23 protein-coding genes are annotated in these 18,951 nt (G+C 47.8%); 12 read left to right on the top strand and 11 right to left on the bottom strand.

Translation table 11 applies throughout. The features are described from left to right. Positions 1 to 13 precede the first annotated feature (13 nt). Positions 14 to 427 carry a DUF6157 family protein gene (locus tag ACTJJJ_RS03630; protein ID WP_440701462.1) on the bottom strand — a complete coding sequence of 138 codons (414 nt, stop codon included), beginning with the start codon at positions 425 to 427 and terminating at the stop codon, positions 14 to 16. Positions 428 to 518: 91 nt separating this feature from the next. Further along, the gene (locus ACTJJJ_RS03625) at positions 519 to 905 is read right to left on the bottom strand and encodes a winged helix-turn-helix transcriptional regulator (RefSeq protein WP_188930548.1); all 387 of its coding nucleotides are present in this window, start codon (positions 903 to 905) and stop codon (positions 519 to 521) included. A gap of 78 nt (positions 906 to 983) precedes the next feature. Between ACTJJJ_RS03625 and ACTJJJ_RS03620 the strand changes: the two genes are divergently transcribed. Beyond that, positions 984 to 1,874 carry an SDR family oxidoreductase gene (locus tag ACTJJJ_RS03620; protein WP_440701461.1) on the top strand — a complete coding sequence of 297 codons (891 nt, stop codon included), beginning with the start codon at positions 984 to 986 and terminating at the stop codon, positions 1,872 to 1,874. Between the two features lie 3 nt (positions 1,875 to 1,877). Here the strand turns inward: ACTJJJ_RS03620 and ACTJJJ_RS03615 are convergent, their stop codons facing one another. The 3 genes from ACTJJJ_RS03615 to ACTJJJ_RS03605 all read right to left on the bottom strand — a co-directional run bounded on the left by ACTJJJ_RS03615 (position 1,878) and on the right by ACTJJJ_RS03605 (position 4,022). Beyond that, entirely contained in the window at positions 1,878 to 2,642 is a 765-nt protein-coding gene (locus ACTJJJ_RS03615) for a methyltransferase domain-containing protein (RefSeq protein ID WP_440701460.1), read from the bottom strand. Between the two features lie 85 nt (positions 2,643 to 2,727). Beyond that, on the bottom strand, positions 2,728 to 3,381 hold the full coding sequence (locus ACTJJJ_RS03610) for a dihydrofolate reductase family protein (protein WP_440701459.1): 654 nt from the start codon (positions 3,379 to 3,381) through the stop codon (positions 2,728 to 2,730). A gap of 188 nt (positions 3,382 to 3,569) precedes the next feature. After that, entirely contained in the window at positions 3,570 to 4,022 is a 453-nt protein-coding gene (locus ACTJJJ_RS03605) for a glycine zipper family protein (protein WP_188930557.1), read from the bottom strand. Positions 4,023 to 4,199: 177 nt separating this feature from the next. On the opposite strand from ACTJJJ_RS03605, the gene ACTJJJ_RS03600 reads away from it, so the two are divergent. Together ACTJJJ_RS03600 and ACTJJJ_RS03595 are read left to right on the top strand one after the other, a co-directional pair. Then, positions 4,200 to 5,567 (top strand): alpha/beta hydrolase, encoded by a 1,368-nt coding sequence (locus ACTJJJ_RS03600; RefSeq protein WP_440701458.1) that lies wholly within the window; start codon positions 4,200 to 4,202, stop codon positions 5,565 to 5,567. Between the two features lie 163 nt (positions 5,568 to 5,730). Continuing rightward, on the top strand, positions 5,731 to 6,054 hold the full coding sequence (locus ACTJJJ_RS03595; protein WP_440701457.1) for a hypothetical protein: 324 nt from the start codon (positions 5,731 to 5,733) through the stop codon (positions 6,052 to 6,054). A gap of 81 nt (positions 6,055 to 6,135) precedes the next feature. Here ACTJJJ_RS03595 and ACTJJJ_RS03590 read toward each other — a convergent pair whose 3' ends face one another. The 3 genes from ACTJJJ_RS03590 to ACTJJJ_RS03580 form a co-directional block, all read right to left on the bottom strand. Continuing rightward, positions 6,136 to 6,777, bottom strand: a complete 642-nt coding sequence (locus tag ACTJJJ_RS03590) for a hypothetical protein (RefSeq protein WP_440701456.1) — start codon at positions 6,775 to 6,777, stop codon at positions 6,136 to 6,138. Between the two features lie 73 nt (positions 6,778 to 6,850). Beyond that, complete coding sequence (locus ACTJJJ_RS03585) at positions 6,851 to 7,303, bottom strand: SRPBCC family protein (protein WP_440701455.1); 453 nt, start codon at positions 7,301 to 7,303, stop codon at positions 6,851 to 6,853. 2 nt (positions 7,304 to 7,305) lie between these two features. Continuing rightward, positions 7,306 to 8,097, bottom strand: coding sequence for a hypothetical protein (locus ACTJJJ_RS03580; RefSeq protein ID WP_440701454.1), 792 nt, complete (start codon positions 8,095 to 8,097; stop codon positions 7,306 to 7,308). Positions 8,098 to 8,235: 138 nt separating this feature from the next. On the opposite strand from ACTJJJ_RS03580, the gene ACTJJJ_RS03575 reads away from it, so the two are divergent. Together ACTJJJ_RS03575 and ACTJJJ_RS03570 are read left to right on the top strand one after the other, a co-directional pair. Next, positions 8,236 to 8,991 carry an MBL fold metallo-hydrolase gene (locus tag ACTJJJ_RS03575; protein ID WP_440701453.1) on the top strand — a complete coding sequence of 252 codons (756 nt, stop codon included), beginning with the start codon at positions 8,236 to 8,238 and terminating at the stop codon, positions 8,989 to 8,991. Positions 8,992 to 9,151: 160 nt separating this feature from the next. After that, entirely contained in the window at positions 9,152 to 9,325 is a 174-nt protein-coding gene (locus ACTJJJ_RS03570; RefSeq protein WP_440701452.1) for a type II toxin-antitoxin system ParD family antitoxin, read from the top strand. Positions 9,326 to 9,351: 26 nt separating this feature from the next. Here ACTJJJ_RS03570 and ACTJJJ_RS03565 read toward each other — a convergent pair whose 3' ends face one another. Beyond that, positions 9,352 to 9,744, bottom strand: coding sequence for a SymE family type I addiction module toxin (locus ACTJJJ_RS03565; protein ID WP_440701451.1), 393 nt, complete (start codon positions 9,742 to 9,744; stop codon positions 9,352 to 9,354). A gap of 5 nt (positions 9,745 to 9,749) precedes the next feature. Here ACTJJJ_RS03565 and ACTJJJ_RS03560 point away from each other — a divergent pair, with 5 nt between their 5' ends. The 6 genes from ACTJJJ_RS03560 to ACTJJJ_RS03535 all read left to right on the top strand — a co-directional run bounded on the left by ACTJJJ_RS03560 (position 9,750) and on the right by ACTJJJ_RS03535 (position 15,382). Then, the gene (locus ACTJJJ_RS03560) at positions 9,750 to 9,968 is read left to right on the top strand and encodes a helix-turn-helix transcriptional regulator (protein ID WP_440701450.1); all 219 of its coding nucleotides are present in this window, start codon (positions 9,750 to 9,752) and stop codon (positions 9,966 to 9,968) included. A 113-nt stretch (positions 9,969 to 10,081) separates the two neighbouring features. Continuing rightward, complete coding sequence (locus ACTJJJ_RS03555) at positions 10,082 to 10,903, top strand: HipA family kinase (RefSeq protein WP_440701449.1); 822 nt, start codon at positions 10,082 to 10,084, stop codon at positions 10,901 to 10,903. After that, positions 10,900 to 11,733, top strand: coding sequence for a DUF3037 domain-containing protein (locus ACTJJJ_RS03550; protein ID WP_440701448.1), 834 nt, complete (start codon positions 10,900 to 10,902; stop codon positions 11,731 to 11,733). Before ACTJJJ_RS03555 ends, ACTJJJ_RS03550 begins: the two co-directional genes overlap by 4 nt. Positions 11,734 to 12,549: 816 nt before the next feature. After that, positions 12,550 to 13,773 (top strand): nucleotidyltransferase domain-containing protein, encoded by a 1,224-nt coding sequence (locus ACTJJJ_RS03545; RefSeq protein ID WP_440701447.1) that lies wholly within the window; start codon positions 12,550 to 12,552, stop codon positions 13,771 to 13,773. Further along, positions 13,770 to 14,255, top strand: a complete 486-nt coding sequence (locus tag ACTJJJ_RS03540) for a hypothetical protein (RefSeq protein ID WP_440701446.1) — start codon at positions 13,770 to 13,772, stop codon at positions 14,253 to 14,255. The genes ACTJJJ_RS03545 and ACTJJJ_RS03540 overlap by 4 nt, the downstream gene beginning before the upstream one ends. Further along, positions 14,252 to 15,382 (top strand): SAVED domain-containing protein, encoded by a 1,131-nt coding sequence (locus tag ACTJJJ_RS03535; protein WP_440701445.1) that lies wholly within the window; start codon positions 14,252 to 14,254, stop codon positions 15,380 to 15,382. Before ACTJJJ_RS03540 ends, ACTJJJ_RS03535 begins: the two co-directional genes overlap by 4 nt. 74 nt (positions 15,383 to 15,456) lie before the next feature. On the opposite strand, the gene ACTJJJ_RS03530 is transcribed toward ACTJJJ_RS03535, so the two are convergent. Then, complete coding sequence (locus tag ACTJJJ_RS03530) at positions 15,457 to 17,706, bottom strand: M28 family metallopeptidase (RefSeq protein WP_440701444.1); 2,250 nt, start codon at positions 17,704 to 17,706, stop codon at positions 15,457 to 15,459. Between the two features lie 160 nt (positions 17,707 to 17,866). Between ACTJJJ_RS03530 and ACTJJJ_RS03525 the strand changes: the two genes are divergently transcribed. Further along, positions 17,867 to 18,460 carry a helix-turn-helix domain-containing protein gene (locus tag ACTJJJ_RS03525; protein WP_440701443.1) on the top strand — a complete coding sequence of 198 codons (594 nt, stop codon included), beginning with the start codon at positions 17,867 to 17,869 and terminating at the stop codon, positions 18,458 to 18,460. 55 nt (positions 18,461 to 18,515) lie between these two features. Here ACTJJJ_RS03525 and ACTJJJ_RS03520 read toward each other — a convergent pair whose 3' ends face one another. Continuing rightward, positions 18,516 to 18,878, bottom strand: a complete 363-nt coding sequence (locus tag ACTJJJ_RS03520) for a DUF1304 domain-containing protein (RefSeq protein WP_188930599.1) — start codon at positions 18,876 to 18,878, stop codon at positions 18,516 to 18,518. Positions 18,879 to 18,951 lie beyond the last annotated feature (73 nt).

Raw genomic sequence — 18,951 nt, 5'->3', positions numbered from 1 at the left:
ACTCCAGCCAATGCTACCGGCTCGACTTCATCGCCTTTACGGTTTTCAGCTCGCTTTGTTCTGTGAAGTTCTGGTACTCCGGACTGTCGCACGCATACAGCGCGATTTTTCCATCCTGGTCGTTGTGAACGCCCCAGCCGTACCGTTTGGTCAAAGGTGAGCACCGCATACATGCCTGGCCTTTTGAAAAGAACTGCTTCCGGGCCTCTTCCAGCTCGCTTTCGGTCAGATCCTTTCGCTCCGCAAAAACCTTGAACAACACATCGTCCGACGTGAATTTGTAGGGATTTCTGGCGATCATTTCGTACTGGATGCCAGCCACAGTCTTCGCCTCGCCTTTCATCGGCGGTATTTCGCCGCCGGAAGCCGGACAATCGTCGGCGACTTCGATGAAGGTGTTTTCGTAGTTGGTGGTATGTACTTTCATGACTGATCTTTTTTCGACGCAAAATAATACCAGGGATGACAACGGTATGTCAGCAGACAAAGCTAAATGCCTAAAAACTTTGCCAGAAGGATTACGCCGCCATTTCTGCGGCCACCGGCAGGTTGCTCCGCTTCATATCCTTGTAAGCCCATTCCGCCATGGCGTTGATTACCGGTTCCAGCTCGCGACCGCCTTCCGTAAGCGTATAGGTAACGTAGGGCGGTACCACGGCTTTGGCTTCACGAATGAGCAACCGATCGTTTTCCAGCTGTTTCAAATGCTGGATAAGCATCTTTTCCGTAATGTGCGGCATAGCCTTCTTTATTTCGCTATAACGCTTGCTCCCCGCCAGAAGGTGAAACAGAATGATCGGTTTCCAGTGGCCTCCGATCTTGTTCATCACATACGTAACCGGGCATTCCTGCATTACGATCTCGCGGTTCGCATTATAGGTAGAATTTTCCTTAACTTTAGTCATACATACTCTCGGGTAAGTACTTGTCAAAAAGTAAGTACAAATATAGCTTTGTCCCATCAAAAAACAATTTGAAAAGACATGAAATACATCATCACAGGGTCACTCGGCAATATTAGTCTGCCTGTTACCCAAAATCTCGTAAAAGCTGGTCATGAAGTAGTGGTTATCAGCAACAATGCAAATAAAAAGGAGCAGATCGAAGGCCTGGGTGCAGAAGCCGCCATTGGCTCCGTACAGGACGTGGCATTCCTTCAATCGGCCTTTAAAGGTGGCGACGTTGCTTACCTGATGATCCCAAGCGATTTTTCACTGGCCGATTACGCCGCATTCCAGCGGGAAGTAGCCGACAAATATGTGCAAGCCATTCAATCGGCCGGCATCACGCGCATCGTGCTCCTGAGCAGCATAGGCGCGCACCTGCGTAAAGGCGCGGGACCTATCGACGCATTGGGTTATCTGGAAGAAAAACTGGCTCAAATCCCGGGCTTACAAGTAAAAATCCTTCGCCCCTCCTATTTTTTCAATAATCTGTACGCGCAAATCGGCCTGATCAAAAACGCCGGCATTGCCGGCAGTAACTTCGGTGGTACCGAGGAAAAACTAGTGCTTACAGACACCGACGACATCGCCAAAGTGGCCACCGAGCAATTGCTCGCACCATTTACCGAAGCACAAACCATCATCTACATTTCCAGCGACGAGCGCCACCCTTCCGAAATCGCCGCGGTACTCGGCGCAGCCGTGGGTAAGGAAGGAACTCCATGGATTACTTTCTCGGACGAAGACGCCTACAACGGCATGCTGCAAGCCGGCCTGAACGAAAGCTTCGCGGGCCTCTACCGCGACATGGGCCAGGCGCTGCAAAACGGCACAATGCAGGAAGATTACTGGAAAAACCGTGGGGAAATCAAGGGCAATTTTAAACTGGAATATTTCGCGAAACGGTTCGCAGGGGCATATCAGGGATAGTATTCAAAACCGGGCTGCGATCAATATCCTCTTAAACGGATAAAAAACAGGCGCTTTCGGGAACTGCTGGCCCAGTAATGCGCGGTAGTCGTCCCGGAAGCGGCTGGTTAACGGTTCGGGCAGGCGTTCGAGGTAAGGGATCAGTGCCGTGCCGGAGACCCAGGTCAGCAACGCGTTCACGTCGTTGAGCACAAGCGGGTATATTTTCTCTAAAACCTGCATGGATTTGCTGCCGTTTTCGAAGAGAAGCTCGGCATAGCGATCAATGTCGAGCACGGGCGATAACCGGTTCCAACCGGCGTAGACCGGCGCGTAAGGCCCCTGTGTGGCAAGTTCGTTGAGCAAACGGTTGGTAATGTTGTGGTGCTGCGCCGGCATTTGTACCAATAGCTGTCCGCCGGGCTTTATTTTATTGATAATTTGAGGAAATAGCGCTTCATGATCCGGTACCCATTGCAAGGCTGCATTGGAAAATACGACATCCCACTGCTGTGGCTTGTTCAGCTGGTTTTCGATGGAGCTATTTTCAAAATTCAATGTACTCCCATTGCTTTGCTGCGAGCCCGCCAGCATTTCCGCCGACGAATCGACTCCGAGAACATTTGCGCCAGGTAATGCTTCGGCCAGTTTGGCCGTAAGCTCGCCTGTACCACAGCCAAGATCGACCACTTCTAAACCCGATTGCACGCTCAGCAATGCCAGCAGATCGTAAAAAGGTGCTGATCGTTCCGTTTTGAATTGATTATACGTGTCTGGATTCCAGGCCATTCGATGCTTTGTTTCAACCAGTTTTACCTTGTAAATCTAACAACCGATATTAGATTTACAAGGTAAAACATCGGTAAACGGTCGTTTAAGCAATCCCCTCCCGCCGCTTCGCTTCGAGCTCGTTCGGCTCCTCCAATGCAAACGAACCCGTTTTGATTTCGCCATCAGGCACGTAGGTGGTAATAATCACACCCGTACCCGACACGGTGTGTTTGGCTAATTTGAGATTTGAAGGCACAACACCATCAGCGAAAAGCTTTTTACCGTGACCAATCACTAGCGGGAAGATCCAGATATTCATTTCGTCGATCAGGTTGTGGCGCAGGAGCGTCTGGATGAAATCGCAGCTTCCGTGCACCTGCAAATCGATGCCGTCACTCGCTTTGAGCGCTTTGACCTGCGCGACAGTATCGGCGTTGAGCAGCACGGTATTTTCCCAGGTGGCGTCTTTCAACGTTTGGGTAGCCACATATTTAGTGCAGGCATTGAACTGATCGGCGGTCGGGTCGTTTTCGATGAATGGCCAGTGCGCCGCGAAAATATCGTAGGTTTTGCGGCCCAGCAGCAGGTCGTACGGTTGGCTCATCCCCTCGCCCATTACCTGGCCCATCACATCGTCCCAGTAGTGAAACGACCACCCACCGAACTCGAAGCCGCCTGCGCGGTCTTCCTCTGGGCCGCCCGGTGCCTGGATAATGCCATCTAATGTTACGAAGGTGTTGGTGATGATCTTTCTCATGATTTCCGAAAAGTTAATGGTTGGTTAGTTTTTGATTTCGTTAATGCAAATTTAGAGCAGCCAACGTATTCGAAGCGGGTGTCGGAACGTCTTTGAAAAGGGTCATTTGCGACAAGTTTTCAAATCGTCGCCACAAAAAAAATTGCCGGTCTTTCAACCGGCAATCCCAATCTATATAGCGTATGTGATTATTGTTGCTTACGTTTTTTGACACTGTGGTCAACAATTGCTCCGGTACCTGCACCCACGCCGGCACCGATCACGGTACCGATCAATGCACCCTCGACGCGCTTCTTATTCACGATCGCCCCGGTGATGGCCCCTGTACCTGCTCCTACCAGTGCCCCTTTGGCGGTGTGGCTCCATTTCTTTTTAGCGGGAGCTGCCTGCGCAGGAGCGCTTGCAACGGCCTGGGTGTGGTGTGTTGCCTCATTTTTCTCGATTTCTTCCCACTTTTGCGCTTCTTCTCGTTGCGCTTGCAGGGCACTCATCGAATCTATAATAGCCTGCTTTTCCATGGCTACGCGCATGGAATCGATGGTTTTTTGTTGTTGTTTCAAGAGTGCTTCCTGCTTGTCTGACTGCGTGTTACAGGCTACCATCACTGAGGCAGCAAATAACATCGAAATAACAGCTTTCATCTTTGGTGTTTGGATGGTTATACCGGTTATTAAGCCAAAAGTGTGCCAAACCTGCCATTTCCGGCCGATAATTCACACATCGGGGCACACGCCTACCGCTAAATAACAAACGATTGAGTAGATCGGGGATAGTTGCTAACTTGTAGAACTACCTCGATCCTTAAACAACCACCTCATATGGAAGGAATTATCAACGACAACCTCGACCAGCAATCGCAGCGTCCGGGCCCGAACGGTGCACGGCCGTTTTTTACGAGAGGCACCAAAGTAAATATCGTCAGCGCCGAGCACGATGGCCGCACATTGTGGCACATTACCAGCGATGGAACGAAGGTGATCGGCAATAAGGTCGAGCTGGACGCCTATTCGGGCCTTTCGGCAAATGACAAATCGCATTTTTTCATTTGCTACCGCGCGCAAAATGCAGGTATCCCGATTATCGATATGGCCGACGCGCCCGACAAGCTTTTCTTTGCGAACCTCCCTCCTGCGCCTAATCTGCCGTTCCGGGTTACAGAGCTGTTCCCCGAGGTATGGGCTACCGGTGTGACGCAGGCCGTGAGCCGGTTGCCGGAGTCGCGCAAACACGTTTTTGTCTACATCCACGGGTTTGATTGGGAACCGGGTCTCAAACTAGAACTGGTACCCCAATTCGTACAAAGCTACCTGGCCCACCCCGAAAACAGCGTGGCCAATGTGCTCTACTTCGGCTGGCCGTCATACGGATGGCGTAAGAAGGCCGACGACCGCTCGATCGGCTACGGCGAGCAATTCACCCGGAATGGATTGTTTGAATACTTTGAAGTGCTCTCCCGAAAACTGAAAGAAGCGGGTAAAACGCTCAACCTGGTCGTGCATTCATTTGGACACCAGCTGCTGAACGGCATGATCAATCCCGGCGAAGGCCACAGCATTCCGACCGGCATTTTCGAAAACATATTCCTCATGGCGCCCGACGTGACTTACCTGGCCGTACAGCAGGGAGGCGTACAGTTGAGAAACATGCGGAGGAAATTCAAAGGCCCGCATTTTCACTACAATTACACACCGTTGAAGCAGCTTGCCAAACACGTCCACATTTATTACGACCCGAGCGATTACCTGCTGTACGTGAGTTCCAAACAGTTTAACCTCAATGAAAATACCGCTGCTTTCGATCCCCGCCCCGATGCCGACGGCCTTACCACCGACTTCCGCAACCTGGGCAGCTATGGCGACGAAATCTTCAAAAAAGACCCGACCCTGAAACTGGAAGAAGGTTTCAACTTCTATAACGTGCTGGATATCATCAAACAGGACACCGGCCCGAAAGCAGACCCGCTCTTTTACGGCTTCCTCGACAACGACGACGAAGGCATGACGAAAGCAAGGAATGGCGATTACAGCGGCATCAACCTCCTCAAAACATTCTGGGAAAAGGACTTTCTGATGAAGCACCATGCATACCTGTTCAGTTGCCGGCCCGTGGTAGCGCACGTGTTACAGCGGCTTGCGGGCGTGCCTGCGCAACCGCGCGTGCCTGAGGAGGAAGCGCCTATTGTGTAGGGGGAGTTAAAAAACAGCAAGAGCAAATTTTATGTCACGCTGGGCGAGATCGCTTGAAAAATACGGCCCGACTACCAACCAAGTTTCACACATTTTGGTCTTCGAACTACCTCACATTCCCCAACTTAGAGCTAGGAAGACTTTTTTCTCAATTCTCGCGGTTTTGGTCGTTCTGGCTTGCAAAAAGGACCAGCCGATCCCGATGGCTTTCGATGATTTCTCGTTTGTGGCACCTTCCAGCTGGAAAAAATTCGAAGCGCAGGGCTACGATTCCAAAGTAGGCGGCATTACCAATGGAAAGGATACCCTCAGATACGACATGGGCATGTATTCGTATTCATTTACGAAGGAGACCAACGCTACCCACCACCGCACTGAAACCGTGCAGAATGGCTATAAAACACTCACAGTATGGCCCAAAAAGACTGGGCAGGGCTTGATAGGGATTTACATTAAAGTCGATGATTTAAGAAAGCTCAGCATTTAGGGAAGGAGTAAAGATGAAGATGAGGTTTTGAAAATACTGGCGTCGGTGAAGATACTTTGATAGTACTTCGATTGGATAACATTACTGTTGCTTGGTGGGCACCCAAACCTCCGCCCCCGGCTCCTTGCCCGTTGTCAGTTGGATCAGCGACAACAAATATTCATTTTCAGGCTCGCCGCTTTGCTTTACCATTTGACGAAACGCCGCCTCGCCCGCCGGGAAAATCGCAGTCAAATCCAGTTTCCACAAACCGTTTTCCTTATGAAACTCAAATGCGAGCGGCGTTTTCTGCCCCCGCACCAAAAGCTCGCCCGAAGCAAAATCCCCATTCACTTTCACCGTACCCACCTCATTGTTTATCACCGAACTCTTTCCTACCATGCCCATTTTGATGGCCGTCACCAGCAATTGCTTGCCGTTCGTTTTCATAATCTCCTCTTTCGGAATGCGGTGACGTACCACGAGGACGATCAGTTTGTCCATCAAAGAAAGCTTATCGACCTTCAATGAATCCGCAGTTTTCACCTTTTCGAGAATGTCGCCGTAATAGGCAATTGTCTTCGTATCAACCTGTTCAACAGCTTCTTCGCCTTTGTCATTCAGGATTGCAGATTTATAGTTGTCAAATGTTTTCTTGACTTGCTGTTCCTCCGCTTGCTGCGCGGTGGTCAGCATTGGGATTAGAAACAATGCCAGAAAGGTAATGCGGGAAAAATGTCTCATTTAGTTATTGAAAATTGAAAATAGGGCTCGAAGGTAGCCTGATTGTATGAAAAAACCGACTTTGGAAAAACTGCTAAACCCTTTCAAGCAACTCTTTCAAGTGAAAATTCCGCGTCTGCAAGAACTTTCTCATGTAGTTATCCAAATACAACTTATCAAATAGAACACCTAAAATACCAAACGGCGTTTCATACTCGAAGACGTCGGTCATAATCGTCGAACCGTTCTCTTCTAAAAAATGATGCTTATGGCGCATACTTTTAAAAGCGCCTTTCAGCATTTTGTCCTCGAAAAATGTCGGTTCGATCATACGGCTAATCTCCACCGTAAGCCGCTGCTTGATTCCCAGGTGCCTTGCCTCCCACGTGACGATATCGCCCGTTTCGAATAGCCCGGTCATCCTGCCTGCAACGACCTTTTCATGGGTGCCGGCTGCGGATGATAAATGCGCATCTACACTCCTAGCGGCGTCAAAGCAAGCTTTGATCGGCGCATGAATCAGGGTTGTCAACTGAATCGTTGTCATGTTTAATGCAAATGCTTCAACTCCTTCCCATTCCAAATCCCCTTATAAGTCTCATTCAAACCCTTGATTTCAATGCGAAAGGTCTGATCCTTGGCGCTGTACTCCGAATGGATCGCGTCGTCGCTCTCGTCCAGAAATTCCAGACCATAATGAAAGGGCAATTCTCCACTCGTGAAATGCATTTGAATGCCTCCGTTTTGCATATTAAACACGGCAATTCGGAAGTGCTCGGGATAACCTTTGTCGGCATACATTTCATAACCCATTTCTTGCGACGCGATTATGAAGAGCTGTTTGTGATAGATTAATGGATATCGATAATCAATCGTGTGTGGGCGAAAATCCGTGTAATATCGCTGACCATCAATTCGTAAAGAATAGCACATATCGAAAGAATACTTTTCGTTACCACTCACTTTTTGAATATAAACCTGGTTATGAAAAATCGTATCGACGATGACCAGCGACGGAGCGACCAACTTTACCGCCACATTCGCAGGATCTTTCAAATGCTTTGATTTAAAAAGCAAAATCCCACCCGGCGGCGGGAAGAGCATTGCCAGGTTCTGATCGGTTTTTTGCATGAACGTCTGTGGCCAGATTTCCGGCTTTGTGCGCTCGAGCGCCTCCGCATCCGTGCTCGCGGGCGTGTAAAAACCGCTTTCGATCCTGAAATTGAACGGCGCCACCACGAACTCCTGCGCGAACGCATCGTACACGCTTACGATGAATATTGAAACGAAACCAAATGTAAACTGCGCCATGCGAAGCGCTGCTTTACGAAAATGCGTCATGATAGCAAACGGTAACCGATCCTTCCGCAAGCTAAGCACATCTTTCACTTCGCTATTAAAAAGCCATGAAAAAAAGCCTGAAAACTTGCTTGCGGGCCGTTAAACCCTAAATTTGACCTGTCTAAAAACAAACAAATCATGAAAACGACGTTCACCTTTTTACTCCTGTTCGCGGCCTCGCTTTGCATGGCCCAGCTTCCTAAACCCGATGAAATCCCGACTTCCAAAGGTCCGCTCAAAATCCAGCCGCTCAACCACGCCACGCTGGCGCTTACCTGGAACGGCAAAACCATCTACGCCGACCCTTATCAGGCGCCTAAAACGTTCGTAGGCGTCGCCAAACCCGACCTGATCGTGATCACCGACATCCACGGCGACCACTTCGACCCGGCCTCCCTCGATGCCCTCGACCTGACCGGCACCGTCATCGTAGCCCCGCAGGCCGTAGTCGATAAAATGTCCGACGCCCTGAAAGCCAAAACGACGGTCCTCGCCAACGGCGCCACCACCGAAAAGCTCGGCATCAGCATCACCGCCATCCCGATGTACAACCTCCCCGAAACCGCCGACTCCCGCCACACCAAAGGCCGCGGCAACGGCTATGTCCTCAAACTGGGCGGCAAATCGGTCTTCCTCAGCGGCGATACTTCGGGCATTCCAGAGATTAAGGCTTTGAAGAATATCGATGTGGCATTCGTGTGCATGAATTTGCCTTATACGATGGATATTAACGAGGCTGCTACCACTGTGCTGGCGTTTAAGCCGAAGGTGGTTTATCCGTACCATTACCGCGGGCAGAATGGGTTTAGCGATACGGAGGCGTTTAAGAAATTGGTGAATGAGAAGGATAAGGGGATTGATGTGCGGGTTAGGGATTGGTATACGGTGAAGTGACATCGTGCATAATGCTTCGACTCCGCTCCTGCGTGACAAAGGCAGATGTCAGTCTGAGCGGAGTCGAAGACAGTCCATACTGTACAAAACTTCCGCTTGTTCATCAGAAGGATTTTTGTGCGCGGGTTTTGGTATTTTTATAATATTGACAACACTCATCATGGCCAAAAACACATCCACTTCCCTCCGTCTGCATTCCTATCTGCTTACTTCACAAGACGAAAAACTGAGCCTATTAAGGCAAACATTGATCGCCGGGGAACAAAGTGGCTGGGTCGAGAACTTTGATCCTGAGAAATTCAAGGCTCGAATGCGTGCCAAAACTGTTTCCTAATGGAATCTCGGTTGTCTAAACATTTCCTACCAACCAACCTCCTTTTGCGCAGCTCTCCGTTTCTTCACCGGCACAGGCTCCGGCTCTTGCACAGGATTGAGCGTGATTTCCAATTTATTGCCCAAACATTTCACTGTCACCTCGTCGCCGCATTCAAAACCGGCTTCTTGCAGCCATCTACCGCAGAGGCGGATTTCGGGCATGATCGCGTACTTGTACGCCCGCGGAAGGTATTTGCGGTAAACTGTTAACGTTCTTTTGGAAGGGTGTAAAATTTTTTTTTCGTGTGTCATAAAATATTGTTTTACATCAATTACATAGCTAATAAAGTAATAAAAATGATGTAAAACAATATTTTTTAGGCCATATGCAGCTCTTTTACTGGGTTGATTAAATTCTGAAATAGCGTTAGATAGCATGAAATATGCATTCGCCGCTAATTATGCGCCTTAATAGAATAAAGATATTACTACATGAAAAAGGAAAGACTAGTAAAGATCTAGCCAAGGATCTTGGAAAAGCGCAATCTACTGTTTCCCGCTGGTGCACCAATGATGCTCAGCCTTCTTTGGAGATGCTTTACCAGATTTCGGTGTATTTGAAGGTGGATATTCGGGAGTTGTTGGTGAGTACCAAAGAATAGACACCGATACTACATTTCATTCTGAACCTACCGTTCGATCATTGACAACGAACAAGTTAGTAAGTGTTTTAAGAAATTAACTTTCAATAGCAAAACCTGCAACCAGCTATTGAATGCCAAAAATCACAGGCGAAAACTATCAGGTCAAAACTGTCCACGCCACCGAATGGCTTGATGTTCTTTCAACGGGAACCACCGAGCCTATGCTGATTTGGGCGCAGGATTTCGAAAGCGGAGATCGTGATAGTTACGTGGTAAAGCCATTCGGCCATCCGAGAATCTATCAGCAAGCTGTGATGAAAGAATGTCTGGGTGCTTGGATTGCCCTGGAACTGGGATTGAATACATTCGAACCGGTTTACATTGAAGTAAGTACGGATTTTGCCGATACACTTCACGGAACCACACACTATCAGCGGTTTATCGAAAGCGTTGGCCTAAACTTTGGAACCAAATATATTCCGGGGACGATTCCAGTCGTGGGCCCGACCTGCCTTTCAAGAATTCAGGTTTCGCAGGCAGAACAAGTAACGTCGTTTGATCTATTTATTTCAAATGCGGATCGACGTGAAGAAAAACCGAATCTCTTAACCGTGCAATCTGATCTGTTCGTTTTTGATCACGAGCTGGCATTTGACTTTATGCTCATGTTGTCCTTCAATCGTAATCCACGACCCTGGGAGCTCGGCGAAATGGAGCTAACAATGCTCAGAAAGCACTTTCTTTACCCAAAACTGAGAGGAACACAGGTTCAAATTCACGACTTTATTGAACGGTTCACTCGCCTTGGCGACAATTTCTGGACAAAAGCGTCACACTTGCTCCCACCGGCCTGGATTTCAGACGACTTGACAACAATCAAAAACCACCTTGCGTCGATCGTCGAGAATAGAACTATCTTTGCGCAACAACTGGAACAGGCAATTTTGGTATGAAAAAATATCAATATCAGATCATCCGATATCTTCACGACCGCGCTACCGGCGAGTTTATCAACGTTGGTGTGATTGTGTACTCTGCTGAATACCAATATCTAAACTGCAAGATCATCAGTAAGTACGGAAGGATTACCTCATTCTTTCCGGGAGCGGACGGGAGAGCAATTTTAAAAGCCCTCCGCCATTTTGAAAAAGAAATCATAAGAGCAAAACAGCTATTCTCTGAACTCCTTCCTATCTCTGAGGACTTGGCAGAACTCACACGAAAAATCCTCCCGGACGACGACAGTTCATTGACTTTGACCGAGGTAAAAAAAGGTATCGACCTGGACTTCAACAAATCGCTGACTGACCTATACCGCCTGCTCGTAACCAAATGGCAAAATGAAACCGACGAATCCGCGACCAGCGACGCCGACGTTTGGAAAAAAAAGTATAAAAAGTATTTTGACGAATACGGGATTACGGCCAAGCTGACTGAACACGAAGTCGAAACTAAATACGACAGCTTCCAGTTTGACAAAGCTTGGAAAAACGAGATTTGGCATTGTTACATGCCCGTGTCATTCGACTTGCAGAATGTGGAAAATATAAGGAGCAAGGTTTATAAATGGGCCGGTAAGCTTGCGGAATTGGCAACGGCCAGTGAGAAAATCGATATTACCCTGCTCACTTCCACTCCAAAAAAACATAAAGAATTGAATGGCTTTATTCAAGACAAATTGACTTTGAATTCGGCTGGCATTTCCGTGAAGTTGGTTTCGGAAACGGATGCGGAGAGATTTGTGAGAAGGTTATTTAAGGAGATGGATGAGCATGTGAATTGAACAATCTGCTATAACGGGGCGCTATTTGAGATTTCCGTTTATTTGAAAAAATTTAGAGAATTATTCAGACTGCCAACTAATGTGACACTCCTGGAAATCAGTTACAAAATGGCAGGCAGATACTGTCAGTATCAATTGTAGAAGTAATTCAATCTATTAAAGTATCAGATTTACATTAATGTGATAGGCGAAATAGATCTTTTATGTCATTGTCTCCAAGATTAAATCTCCTCTATCCCTCTAAGTCGCCGCCAGCAACTTTCTTGTAATTCTCAAAACCAAGAATGTCAACTAAATACGTGGTAGTTTTTCGAATCGAACTAGGCACCTATCGAACATATTCTATTTGGCTATTTTGCATTGTACTAGAATAATATTTGCCATACCAATCATAAATCCACATTTACTTCTGACATTATGTCACCGATCCCTGCCTGGCACAGTTATATACGTTGCCTCGCTAGGTTCTTGAGTGAAAAATCGCAAGCAATCAAAGTGGGGACTTTGAAAGTTGCGATTTTCCAACCGAGATTGGTCAAGTTGGCACTTGCCCAAAAATTAAGCCCAAAGGATTGAGCACAGTTAAAACGGACTGCAAAAGTATAGTTGCTTCGCCAAAATCCAAACGGGTCTCACTTTTTTTCCTAATGCCCGGCTACCAATTCCTACTCCGTCATCAGGTTGGAATCCTTCGTCAATAAAAAGGCAAGGACAATCATATCACAAGTTTCAGTTCAGCCTATCTGACAGCTGCGGATGGTATGAATGAACATATCCAATGTGCATTTTTTAATCAATAAACCAAGCTAACGAACTATGTTAACACCTGAACAAACAAAACAATTTAATGAGATCTGGGACCAACTCGGCAAGAGTTTAGATATTTCCGAAACTGACTATAACAACGCGGTCCGAAGCTACAATGCCGTTGGAGAATGGCTGTGCAAAGAAGATTCGGAACTCGCTCCCTACAATCCGGAGGTGCTACCACAAGGATCTTTCATTCTTGGAACAATGATTAAGCCAGTTAATCCAAAAGACGATCTAGACGTTGATCTTGCTTGTCAATTATCTGGTAAAAAGTGGGATTGGACCCAAAAAGATCTGAAAAAGATTGTCGGAGATAGAATTCGTGATCACGGAGTATACAAAGATATGCTGGATGAAGAAGGGAGGCGGTGTTGGACATTACGGTATCGCGAAAATTCTGACAACTTTGACAAATACCATATGGATATACTGCCATCGATTGTAAGTCATGGATATAAACAACTAATGGAGCGCTCACTGTCAGCAATGGGAGACAACTATAACGAGCTATCCATCCGGATAACTGATAAGCAATTACCAAACTACGAATGGGATACTGATATTAGTCGCTGGCTGTTAAGTAACCCTTTTGGCTACGCAAAATGGTTTTATAACAGAGCACAGCTAGCATCATCAAAAGCTTATTCATTACGAGAAGCCGTGGGAAAATTTCCGAATTATCAAAAAGAGCGGCTCCCACTTCAAAGAGTTGTACAGATATTGAAACGCCACCGAGACATTATGTTTGACGGAGATTGCGATAAACCAATTTCAGTTATCATAACGACGTTGGCGGCCCATTCGTACGAAAAGCAGTCGGATATCAGTCTGGCACTAGTTGGCGTAGTATCTAGCATGAGAAAATTCATAGAAGATCGATATGACATTGTCTCTGGAAGGAAGTATAAATTCATTGCCAACCCAGCAAATCCCGAAGAAAACTTTGCCGACAAATGGCAAGACAATCCCAACAAACAAACGAACTTTTACAACTGGCTGGATGCAGTTGAGAACGACATTAAGAAAATAACTCAACAACGTGGCATTTTGATTAAAGAAGAAATGTCAGGGTTATTTGGCGAAAATGAAGTCAGGAAAACATTTAACAACATTGGCATCAACACGAGAATACTAACAGAACAGGGTGGAACTCGATTTGACACCAAAGTTGGCATAACATCAGCCGCAACAAATATTCTTAAGCCACACACCTTTTTCGGAAACGAATGATAAAAGCGAAATCACTGGGCATTGCAGCCCAAGCTTTTGGAATTAGGCAACTAACCCCTGATTCCAAAATCGTAATAGAAAGAGATTATCGTCTAACATGGACTTACGAAATATCACCATCGCCACTTGGAGACAGGTACGGTGTTAAGGTCATCTATGCGATATCAGAATCACCCAAGGCCTATGTAGTTACACCCAAACCATTGACTTTGGCAAAAGGAAAATTAGCGCTCCCACATTGCTATAATCAAAAAGAGCAGCTTCTCTGCCTATACTATCCGGATGGCAGGCAATGGAATAGCACAATGTCTTTGGCTAAAACAGTAATCCCTTGGATGTATGATTGGCTATATCACTACGAGATTTGGGTTGGCACCGGGGAGTGGAATGGCGGAGGAGTACACTTAGAAAAAGTGGCCAGCGGAAAAAACAAATCAACAAACAAGCTTCCATTCAACACTAAATTTTCAAGAAGAAAATGAGCGTAACAAGTATATCAACAAACAATAAATACCTATTGTGGGTTTTATCCGCGGGCAGATGTCAATACCGAGGTTGCAATAAGTCATTAAGAGAAGATATTCTAACTAAGAAGAATTTTAATCAATCATATATTGCCCATGTAGTTGCTGACCAACCTGGTGGACCAAGAGGCCATTCAACACGATCACCGCAGCTAGCTGACGACATTACTAACCTGATGCTGTTGTGTGATACTCATCACAGACTAGTAGATAAAATTGAAGTTGCGGCACATCCAGAATCGATCCTTTTAGAAATGAAAAAAGAACATGAAGATCGAATTAAGCGTAACACTGACATAGCGCACGATATGCAAAGTCATATAGTGACATACAAAGCAAATATAGGAAACTCCACTCCAAACCTAAGTTACCAGGTAGTAAGCAACTATTTACTACCAAGTTATTATCCTGCTGTGTCAGAAACCATTGATTTAAGCACATCGAACAGCTTAAATAGAGATAGCGATCCAAGTTACTGGTCGGAAGAAGAAGCGAATCTAGAAAGGCAGTTTAATCGCAAACTCCTTCAAAACTTTACAAAAGGAGAAATAAAACACTTATCAATTTTTGCCATAGCTCCAATGCCGCTACTTGTGAAGTTAGGAACACTAATTAACAACATCTATCCTGCCAGAATTCATCAAAAGATAAGAGTACCAGACACCTGGAATTTATCTGACGCGAATGAAGCAATAGATTACCATTTTATAGAACCGAATTGCATTTACCCAACAGTCGCATTAAATATTTCCCTAAGCGCAAATATTACTAATGATAGAATTACAGACGTGTTAGGCACAGATTGTAGCATTTTCACGTTAACAATTGACAACCCTAGTACCAACTTCCTTCAAAACAAAAGGCAGTTGGCGGATTTTGGCACGAAAATTCAAGAAGTATTCAATGTGATAAAATCAAAATATAATTCTAAAACACCCTTGCATGTTTTCCCAACGATGCCAGTCGCGACTGCTATTGAAATGGGACGAGTTTGGATGCCAAAGGCAGATATGCCCTTGCATTTGTATGACGAGAACACTTCAAAGGGGGGATTTCTCAAAGCCATTCAGATATTAAATCAATAGATATAGTTTCATACATTCAGAATCTGGGAATGCCTCGACTTAAACTGCCAGAGGCGCTCCCAGACCACCCCCGTTCACCTCCCCACCCCCAACGCCCTCTCAACCTCCCCAACAAACCCCTCCAAAACCCCACTAACCCTTAAAATTCCCTCCTCAGCCTCCTTCCAATTCTTCTGCTCAATCGCCTCCCGGATCATCGGCAAAGTCTTCACCCCATACCCCGTATAAAAGCCTGGCGCATAAATCTGGTGCCGGTACCAGGGCCGACGAGGCAAACCATCCGCATGGATCAGCTTCCTTTCTGTTTTGTATAAAATCTCATTCAACTCCTTCAACTTGTCAGCGGGAAGTGCGGAAAATTTGGAGGATGCCGAAGCAAATGCTTTGGCACTTTGTTCCAACCTCACCAATGCATTATCCAGCGGCGCGAAGTTGAGGTAGGGCGCGACCGATTCAACAGCGGGTTTCACAAATGGATCTTTCGGATCAGCCGCAGCTTCGAAGCGGCCTTCGCTAAGCACTTTGTTGTGATCTTCGGCTTTGGTGCGCGCGGCTTCAAGCTCCTTTTTTACTTCCGCAGTATACCCTTGCACCGTGTTTGCGAAGTTGCTGAAATCGAAGGGCAGCACGTCGGCATTGGCGAAGCGGAGGACGGAACGGCCCAGGGTTTTGGCGAGCGTTACGCCGTAGGCAAAGTCGCCGTCCTTGAAACGGGTGTAATGGTCGTAGGAATCGAAAATGGAGTGGTAGTCGCCGCCGGCATCTTCGCCGCCATAACCAATATTGAGCGAGGCAATGCCGAGGTGCTGGATGAACGGCGTATAGTCAGAACCGGAACCCAGCGCGCCAATGCGCAGGTCGGCGCGGGAGCGGGCTTCCTGTTTAGCGGTCGGGGTGCCGTTGAGGATCGTACGTGAGCGCAGGCGCTCGATCACACTCGTGCCTTTTTCGGGATCGGTGACGTCGCGGCCTACCTGGTTGATGAACTTTTCGAGCGTGTGCGACCCGCCCGCACCCAGGTACCCGCGGCCGTTTCCATCCGAATTGAGATAGACAACTGCCTTTTCCTTCAAAATAGATTGGTATTTCTCCACCCATTCGGTCGAGCCGAGCAAGCCGGGCTCCTCGCCGTCCCACCAGCAGTAGACGATGGTACGCTTCGGTTTCCAGCCCGTTTTGACGAGCTCGCCCAATGCCCGCGCTTCTTCCAGTTCGGCCACGGCACCGCTCACCGGGTCGGCCGCGCCGAACACCCAGGCGTCGTGGTGGTTACCACGGATCACCCATTGGTCGGGAAACTCGCTGCCTTTCAGCGTCGCGATCACATTGTAGCAAGGCACGATATCGAAGTTGAATTCCAGCTTCAAATGCACCTTTCCCGGGCCGGGGCCGACATGGTAAGTGATCGGCAATGCGCCCCGCCAGGTAGCAGGCGCGATCTGCCCGCCCAATGCTTTAAGCAGCGGCAACGCGTCGCCGTACGAAATCGGCAGCACCGGGATCTTCATCATCGCCGGGGCCTCGTCCACCGAAAGCCGCTTATGCTGGGCATCGGCCACAAAACCATTGGTAAGCGGATCGCCCGGCGCCAACGGCAAATCCACCACCGACCCGCGCTGCACCCCCGATTCATTTTTAAATGCCCCTTTGGGATATACGTCACCCTGGAAATAGCCGTCTTCCTTCGGATCGGAATAAATAATGCAGCCGATCGCACCGTGCTCGTAAGCGACTTTCGGCTTGATACCCCGCCACGAACCGCCGTATTTGGCGATCACAATCTTGCCTTTCACATCTACACCCAGCTTCGCGAGTTCCTCATAATCGTCGGGCACACCATAATTGACGAAAACCAACTCTGCCGTCACATCGCCATTGGCCGAAAATGCATGGTAAGGCGGCAGTACATCCTTCGTCTGCGCAGAAGTGGCGTCCTCTTTCAACGGTTTTTCGGTCAGCGAAGCCTTGAATTTCGTCGGTTCCGTCAGTTCCAGAATCCGCACTTTGGGCGTCGGGAAAAGCACATGCACCGTATCGAGCCGCGCATCGAAACCCCACGAAGCGAGTTTATCGCGAAGGAAAAGCGCATTATTGAGGCCATAAGGCGAGCCCAGCTGGTGCGGGAATGCCGTCATGCGCTTCATCCAGTCGCGCAGGTTATTGGCCTGCAACTGCTTATCGAACGCCGCTTCGAGGTCCAGCTCTTTCTTCGCCGCCTCGGTACCGAAACCGAGAAGCGGCTGCTGTTGCTGCGCCTGCACGGAGGTAGCGGCCATGCCTGAAAATAATATGTAGGTAAATGTTCTTTTAAAAAGGTGTCGCATAGGAACGGAGTGAAAGGTTATTGGTGATGCTTAAATATAGTGAATGCACCGTAAACGCGGACTTTTTGATCGGCGAAATTACCACCGGTTGCAAATGCCGTAGAAATGCCGCTATCATTCCCGCTCCGGAAAGGTTAAATTTGGGTAAAACAACTTCAATATGAACAACCTGAATACCTCTGAACAAATCAAAACCTTGCGCCGGGCGAAGGGACTTTCGCAGGAAAGCCTGGCCGAAAATGCCCGCATTAATCTGCGCACATTGCAACGCATCGAGGCCGGCGACACGATCCCGCGCGGTGAAACGCTCCGCCTCCTCGCGCAGGCGCTCGAAGTTCCGGTAGAACATTTTTCGGCCACTGCCGAAACCTCGTCCGCACCCGCTCGTGAGGACACGGGCGTCCTCAAACTTTTAAACCTTTCCGCATTATCATTCTGGATCCTGCCGTTCGGTAATGTGTTTCTGCCGTTTGCCCTCTGGCTCTACAAACGAAACACTGTTGTGGGTGTAGCAGACTTTGGGAAACGCGTGCTGCAATTTCAGGCTGCCTGGACCGTACTCGCTTATGGGATACCACTCATCAGCATGTTTTCCTCAATATTCGGCCGCCTCGGCGTCCCCCAGTTTCCATTGTATTTCAGCAGCGCATTATTGGTGATCAACACCATCGTGATCGCATGGACGCACTTTGCGATCGACAGGCCAGGAATGAACATTTGGTTTAAAGTGCAAAAAACCTCCGAGGCATACTGAACCAGGAAACTTTTAGCCGAACCAATCCATCACCTATTCAATTAGATGACACCCCTCACAAATGCAGCACCACCAAAGCCACAATCGCCGGCAATGCCTGCACAAAGAATATCTTCTTGCTAGCGGTTACAGCTCCATAGATACCTGCAACAATCACACAACAAAGAAAGAAAACCCCTACGTACAGCCGCCAGTGATGGTCCTCAATGAGCAATGACCAAACAAGCCCGGCGGCGAGGAAACCATTGTAAAGCCCCTGATTCGCAGCCAGCGTTTTGGTAGGCTTGAACAGCTCCGGCGCGAGGGAGCCTTTGAACGTTTCCTTGCCTTTCGTTTCCCAGGCGAACATTTCGATGTAGAGAATGTAAAGATGTTCCAGCGCAACGAGGGCGACGAGGATGGTAGCGAGTGTTTGCATATGTCTTTTTTTGAAGACAATGTACAAAAAAACAGGCCTTTGGATAATGCCGAGGCCTGTTTAATCATGGAAT

Origin of the sequence: Dyadobacter sp. 22481 (assembly GCF_052044875.1) — a bacterium.
Taxonomy (GTDB): Bacteria; Bacteroidota; Bacteroidia; order Cytophagales; family Spirosomataceae; genus Dyadobacter; species Dyadobacter endophyticus.
Note: the sequence above shows the minus strand (reverse complement) of the source record. Positions and strands in the feature narration are given on the sequence as shown.